Source organism: Synechococcus sp. R55.7 (genome assembly GCF_047461955.1).
Lineage (GTDB): Bacteria > Cyanobacteriota > Cyanobacteriia > Thermostichales > Thermostichaceae > Thermostichus.
The window spans coordinates 15,089-20,963 of the sequence record NZ_JANSIC010000010.1 but is presented as its reverse complement, the minus strand read 5'-3'; the positions used below and the strand labels follow the sequence as shown (position 1 = coordinate 20,963).

Sequence of the window (5,875 nt, the reverse complement as noted above, 5' to 3'; positions counted from 1 at the left end):
AGCAACAAAAGGTCGCCTTCTCTCTTTCCCAGATCCTGGCGGAAGCTGAGATTGGATAGGTGCTGCCTTTTCCTCCGAAACTGAGCTCTATCTCCTGCCCAATAGGGATCCCATGAGGTTGAAAGCCCTCATTTGATTTTCCTTGCCACACCCTAAAGTTCTCTGGAAGGATGTATACAATGCAGGGATCCAGTGGCCGGTCAGGGGGATCCCTTGGGTCGGGCTCATGGCTTGAGTTTGAGGGGATGTTCTCGGGTCATCCAAGGTGAGAGGGAACTTGAGAAAAATGCAAACTACTGTTTCAGTTTCCACACACTTCTCCACATCCGGAAAGCTTGCTTAGAGATTGAGTTAGAGTGTTTCCAGTCGGTTCCTGCAGTATGCTGCCTTTTCAGGAGGGCAAGACATGAAAGTTGGAGATCGGGTGCGGGTGCGTACCAGCGTGATTGTCTATCACCACCCGGAACATCGCAATCAACCTTTTGACCTCAAAGGTATGGAAGGGGAACTGAAGGCCGTGCTTCGAGATTGGAATGGCCGCCCGATCAGCGCCAATTTTCCCTTTCAGGTGCAGTTTGGCAACAAGTTCCGTGCCCATCTCCAAGCTGATGAGCTAGAGGTGGTTGAGCCGGCCAACTCTGAAGAGCCCGCCGGGACGGCGGCCTAGTTGAGGCCCAACAGCGTGCGGTTGGTTTCCAGAATCGGCCTGATCAACTTGGTTTCTTCGGGGGTGAGGTAATTGGCTATCACTTCTTGTAGGAAGCGATAGGTGGCCTCGCAACTGCGTTGGGTGCGGAAGGCCCGCATTAAGGTCTGGAACCAGTAGAGAAATCGATCTTTGTAGCGCTGCTCATCATCCAAGAGCATGGCTAAGGCCGAGAGGCGCAGAACCCGCACGGTGTCAGCTTTCCACTTGTTGCTGAAGTCTTCCACCCCTCGCATGAGCAAGTAGGGATCCAGCGCGCGCATTTTCATCTCCACATCCCGGATGATCTGGGCTTCCGCCGCCTGGATCTTGCGATAGGCGCTCAGGCGTAGGTCAAAGGAGGCTAGGTAGGTCTCCATGAACTGCAGCTCCTCATCCCTGAGATACCGTCCGTCGGCAGCGATGCTCAGTTCGCGCAGTTGAGTCAGCATAGGGATCCCTGGGCAAGCTGGAATGAGAATGGAAAAAACACCACCTATCCTGGCTGACGGCACAGCCTTGGTCTCTCAATCCTATCCCCAAACTCCCGGCCAGAAGAGGGGAATTGCAGGGATCCCCGGCAACCCTCTCAGTCAGGTTAATATTAATTAACAGTCTGTTGCTGCAAGAACCCACCCGACCCCAGATTGTTACCCACAAGTCGCCATCTGCGAGTTCGATTCAAAAACACCCTTTGGGAGGAAACACTTCCGTGAGTCAGAAAGGTAAAAACAAGAAATGGAGAAGCGCGGGGTTATATGCGCTACTGGCCATCGTCTTGATCTCTTTAGCCACCACCTTCTTGGGTACCCGCCCGGCTGAGCGTTTGGAGATCAGCTACTCCGACCTAATCAGCCGCGTCGAACGGGGCGAGGTCAGCAAAGTTTTGGTGGAGACGGCCCCGGATGGTCGCCAGGTTGCCATCGCCGAGGCAGAAATCAACAACCGCGCCACCCAAGTGCAGGTGAATCTGCCCCCCCTTACCCCTGAGTTTGAGAACACCCTGGTTGCCAACGGGGTGGAGCTGGCGGTACGCCCTGTTCAAGAGGAGGGGCTACTTGGGCGCATTCTCAGCACCTTCTTCCTGCCGGTTTTGCTCTTGCTGGGGCTCTTTTTCCTGCTGCGGCGGGCTCAAAATGGCCCAGGCAGCCAAGCTCTCAACTTCGGCAAATCCAGGGCACGGGTGCAGATGGAGCCGAAAACCCAAATTACCTTCAACGATGTGGCCGGCATCGATCAGGCCAAGCTGGAGCTGGCAGAAGTGGTGGATTTCCTGAAAAACTCAGAGCGCTTCACCGCTTTGGGAGCCAAGATTCCCCGCGGGGTGCTGCTGGTGGGCCCGCCCGGCACCGGTAAGACCCTGTTGGCCCGCGCCGTAGCCGGAGAAGCAGGTGTGCCCTTTTTCTCCATCTCTGGCTCTGAGTTTGTGGAGATGTTTGTCGGGGTCGGCGCTTCTCGCGTGCGGGATCTGTTCGAGCAGGCCAAGCAAAATGCTCCCTGTATCGTCTTCATCGACGAAATTGATGCGGTCGGTCGCCAGCGGGGAGCTGGCTTGGGAGGTGGCAACGACGAACGGGAGCAGACCCTGAACCAGTTGCTCACCGAGATGGACGGTTTTGAGGGCAACTCCGGCATCATCGTCATTGCGGCCACCAACCGCCCGGATGTGCTGGATGCGGCGCTGCTGCGGCCTGGCCGGTTCGATCGCCAAGTTACGGTGGATCGCCCCGACTTCCAAGGCCGCCTGGAGATCCTCAAGGTGCACGCCCGCGGTAAAACTCTGTCTGCCGATGTGGATCTGGAGAAATTGGCCCGCCGTACTCCTGGGTTTACCGGTGCCGATTTGGCCAACCTCCTGAACGAAGCAGCCATTCTGGCAGCCCGCCGCAACCTCACCGAGATCTCCATGGACGAGATCAACGACGCGGTGGATCGGGTGTTGGCCGGCCCAGAGAAGAAGGATCGGCTGATGAGCGAGCGGCGCAAGGAGTTGGTGGCCTACCATGAGGCGGGCCATGCCCTGGTGGGATCCCTTCTGCCCAACTACGATCCCATCCAAAAAGTGACGATCATCCCCCGGGGACAAGCAGGTGGCCTCACCTGGTTCATGCCCAGCGATGACGACATGGGACTAACCACCCGTGCCCATCTGAAGAACATGATGACCGTTGCCTTGGGTGGGCGTGTGGCCGAAGAAGTGGTCTACGGAGAGTCGGAGATCACCACGGGGGCAGCCAGTGACCTGCAACAGGTGGCCCGCATCGCCCGCAACATGGTGACCCGCTTTGGCATGAGCGACCGACTGGGCAATGTGGCCCTGGGCCGCCAATACGCCAACATTTTCCTGGGCCGGGAGATCGCCGCAGAACGGGATTTCTCGGAGGAAACAGCGGCCCTCATCGACGAAGAGGTGCGGCGGCTGGTGAACGAGGCCTACCAACGGGCTACCTACTTGATTCGAGAAAACCGCGCCCTCTTGGATCGGATTGCCCGCCGTTTGGTGGAGGCCGAAACCATCGATGGGGAAGAGCTGCAGACCATCATCGACAACTCTGAGGTGGTGATGCTGCCCCCCGAAGAGGAGCCAGAGCCGCTGACTCTGCCTATGGCCGTCAACGCCAGCGCCTAGTCTCTTTTCCCCAAGCGCAAACCCGGGATCCCTGCTTTTCCTCTTGAGGAGAGAGGGATCCCAATGTTTTGTATGATTTGCGCTGGGAGAGGGGGAGTCCACCCTAGCCGGCAACAGCCGAACCCAACAAAGTCCGGCTCGCCTCTGCTTCCAGGGGCTGAGGCTCGTAGATTTTCAGCACGTACTCCGCTACCATGCGGTCGGTGTTGAAAACGGGGTTGAGGGTGCGGATCGCCTCCTTCATGCGGGCAATCCAACGACGTGGGATCCCTTTCTCATCCCGGTCGTAGAACATGGGGATTACTTCATACTCCAACAAGTCGTAGAGGGAGTTGGCGTCCAAGTCGTCTTGGGCAGCGGGATCCAGACCTTCGATTTCTTGGCCAATAGCCCAGCCATTGCGACCGTTGTAACCTTCGGGCCACCAGCCATCCAGCACCGACAAATTCAATCCCCCGCTGAAGCCCACCTTTTGTCCTGAGGTGCCGGAGGCCTCCAGAGGGCGTCGCGGGTTGTTCAGCCACACATCGACCCCCTGCACCAAATTGCGAGCGACATAGGCATCGTAATTTTCGATGAAGGCGACCCGGTTGGCCACCTCAGGCCGGTTGGACCATTCCACCACCCGCTGGATCAGGCGCTTGCCCCCTTCGTCCCGGGGATGGGCCTTGCCGGCGAAGATAATCTGTACAGGGTACTCTTTGTTGGTGAAGATGCGGGTAATTCGCTCCAGATTTCGCAGGATCAAATCTCCTCGCTTGTAGGTGCTGAAGCGACGGGCAAACCCAATCGTCAAGACCTTGGGATCCAGCAACTGGTTGACCGCTTGGATGCGCTCATTGCTTTCGCCGCGATTGCGCCGGGCCCGCAACACCCGGTGACGGGTAAAAGACACCAGCCGCTCCCGCAGAGCCTCTTTGCGCCGCCACAGTTCTTCATCTGGGATCTCTTCCACCTTGGCCCACAGTTCCGGGTCTGACACCCGCTCCGGCCAATCGGGGCCCAAGTACTGGTCGTAGAGGTTCCAAAAAAGAGGGGAAACCCAGGTACGGGCGTGAACCCCATTGGTAATGGAGCTGATGGGCACCTCATCCACCGATCGCTCAGGGTAGAGCACATGCCACATTTCGCGAGAAACCCGTCCGTGGAGCTTGCTTACGCCATTGGCTGCCCGCGCGTACCGCAAAGCCAGCACCGTCATGTTAAAGCGCTCCCAGGGATCCCCGGTGCGCCGAGCTCCCAAGGCCAAAAATTGTTCCCGCGTCAGGCCCAGTTGTGGCCAGAAAGAGGCAAAAAAGGCATCCATTTCATTGGGGCTAAAGGCATCGTGGCCAGCCGGCACCGGTGTATGGGTAGTAAACACACATTTTTCCCGCACCTTGGCCTCCGCCGTCTCGAAGGGGGTGCCCCGCGCCACTTCCTCCCGCAGCAACTCCAGCGTTAGGAAAGCAGCGTGCCCTTCATTCATGTGATAGACCATGGGATCCAAACCCAACTGGCGCAGCAGACGCACCCCACCGATACCCAGGATGCACTCTTGGGCGATGCGAGTATCGGTGCTGCCCCCGTAGAGGTGGGCGGTAATCCAGCGGTCAATGGGGTCGTTCTCCGGCAGGTCGGTGTCCAGCAGAAAAAGAGGTACCCGGCCCACGTCCGCCCGCCAGGCCCGCGCCTTCACCAACCGCTGCCGCATCGCCACTTCCACCAACAGAGGGCTGCCATCCGGCTGGCGCACCAGAGTCAACGGCAGAGACTCAAACTCAGAGTCTTCGTAAAGCTCCCCCTGCCAGCCATTGTTGTCCAGGCGCTGTTGGAAGTAGCCCTGACGGTAGAGCAACCCGATGGCCACCAGGGGCACTCCCAAATCTGAAGCCGACTTGAGGTGATCGGCGGCCAACATACCCAGCCCGCCAGAGTAGGTGGGCAAAGACTCGTGCAAGCCGTATTCGGCACAGAAATAGGCAATAGGACGCTGCCAGTCGTAGGTTTTCATGGTGCGCTTGGCCCAGGTATCCTCAGCCGCCATGTACTTCCGATAGGACTGCACCATCCGGTTCAACGTGTTGAGGTAGTTCACATCGGTGGCCAAGGCTGCCAACCGCAAGTAGGAAACCTCCTCCAGCATGCGCACCGGGTTGTGGGAGGTTTTTTCCCACAGGGCGGGATCCATTTCCCGGAAAATGGTGAGGTGATCGGGGTTCCAGGTCCACCAATAGTTGCGGGCGATCTCGCACAGGGGCGTGAGCGCTTCCGGCAGCACCGGACAACGTTCGGGAAAAGCAGGAGCTAAGGTGGCAATGGACATAGGACAGATACCTGGGGTTAAAGTTATGGGCTCGAAAAAGAAGAGGTAGAGGTCGATGCTGGTAAACGTATCTCAATTATTATTGAGCCGATCCTGAGGATTCTGAGGGGGGAATTCAAGATCTCTACAAAATCTTCAGGGGACGTAACCCAAATTTTCCAGGGCTTCTCCCGATCTTGCCACAGCAGCGCGGAGCCTTCAAAAGCAGCGTTCACAGGCAGCCCAGCTTTCGATTCCGGCAGAAGCTGCCCGTCTA

Annotated in this window: 5 protein-coding genes; 2 read left to right on the top strand and 3 right to left on the bottom strand. The window is 58.0% G+C overall.

The window, feature by feature from the left end; all coding sequences use genetic code 11:
- Positions 1-406: 406 nt before the first annotated feature.
- On the top strand, positions 407-667 hold the full coding sequence (locus NW820_RS01320; protein ID WP_414406476.1) for a ferredoxin-thioredoxin reductase variable chain: 261 nt from the start codon (positions 407-409) through the stop codon (positions 665-667).
- On the opposite strand, the gene NW820_RS01315 is transcribed toward NW820_RS01320, so the two are convergent.
- A complete protein-coding gene (locus tag NW820_RS01315; protein WP_011432275.1) occupies positions 664-1,137 on the bottom strand; it encodes a hypothetical protein in 474 nt (157 codons plus the stop codon). The two genes, NW820_RS01320 and NW820_RS01315, sit on opposite strands and share 4 nt — an antisense overlap.
- A 260-nt stretch (positions 1,138-1,397) precedes the next feature.
- Between NW820_RS01315 and ftsH the strand changes: the two genes are divergently transcribed.
- On the top strand, positions 1,398-3,314 hold the full coding sequence (ftsH, locus tag NW820_RS01310) for an ATP-dependent zinc metalloprotease FtsH (RefSeq protein ID WP_414406475.1): 1,917 nt from the start codon (positions 1,398-1,400) through the stop codon (positions 3,312-3,314).
- Positions 3,315-3,417: 103 nt separating this feature from the next.
- Here ftsH and glgP read toward each other — a convergent pair whose 3' ends face one another.
- Together glgP and NW820_RS01300 are read right to left on the bottom strand one after the other, a co-directional pair.
- Complete coding sequence (glgP, locus tag NW820_RS01305; RefSeq protein WP_414406474.1) at positions 3,418-5,619, bottom strand: alpha-glucan family phosphorylase; 2,202 nt, start codon at positions 5,617-5,619, stop codon at positions 3,418-3,420.
- Between the two features lie 23 nt (positions 5,620-5,642).
- Positions 5,643-5,875 (bottom strand): hypothetical protein (locus NW820_RS01300; protein WP_414406473.1); only part of this gene is annotated, 233 nt, incomplete at its 5' end.

Excerpts from the sequence above, each read along its gene's own strand:
- NW820_RS01320 (WP_414406476.1), top strand. The coding sequence starts at position 407 with ATGAAAGTTGGAGATCGGGTGCGGGTGCGTACCAGCGTGATTGTCTAT.
- NW820_RS01315 (WP_011432275.1), bottom strand. The coding sequence starts at position 1,137 with ATGCTGACTCAACTGCGCGAACTGAGCATCGCTGCCGACGGACGGTAT.
- glgP (WP_414406474.1), bottom strand. The coding sequence starts at position 5,619 with ATGTCCATTGCCACCTTAGCTCCTGCTTTTCCCGAACGTTGTCCGGTG.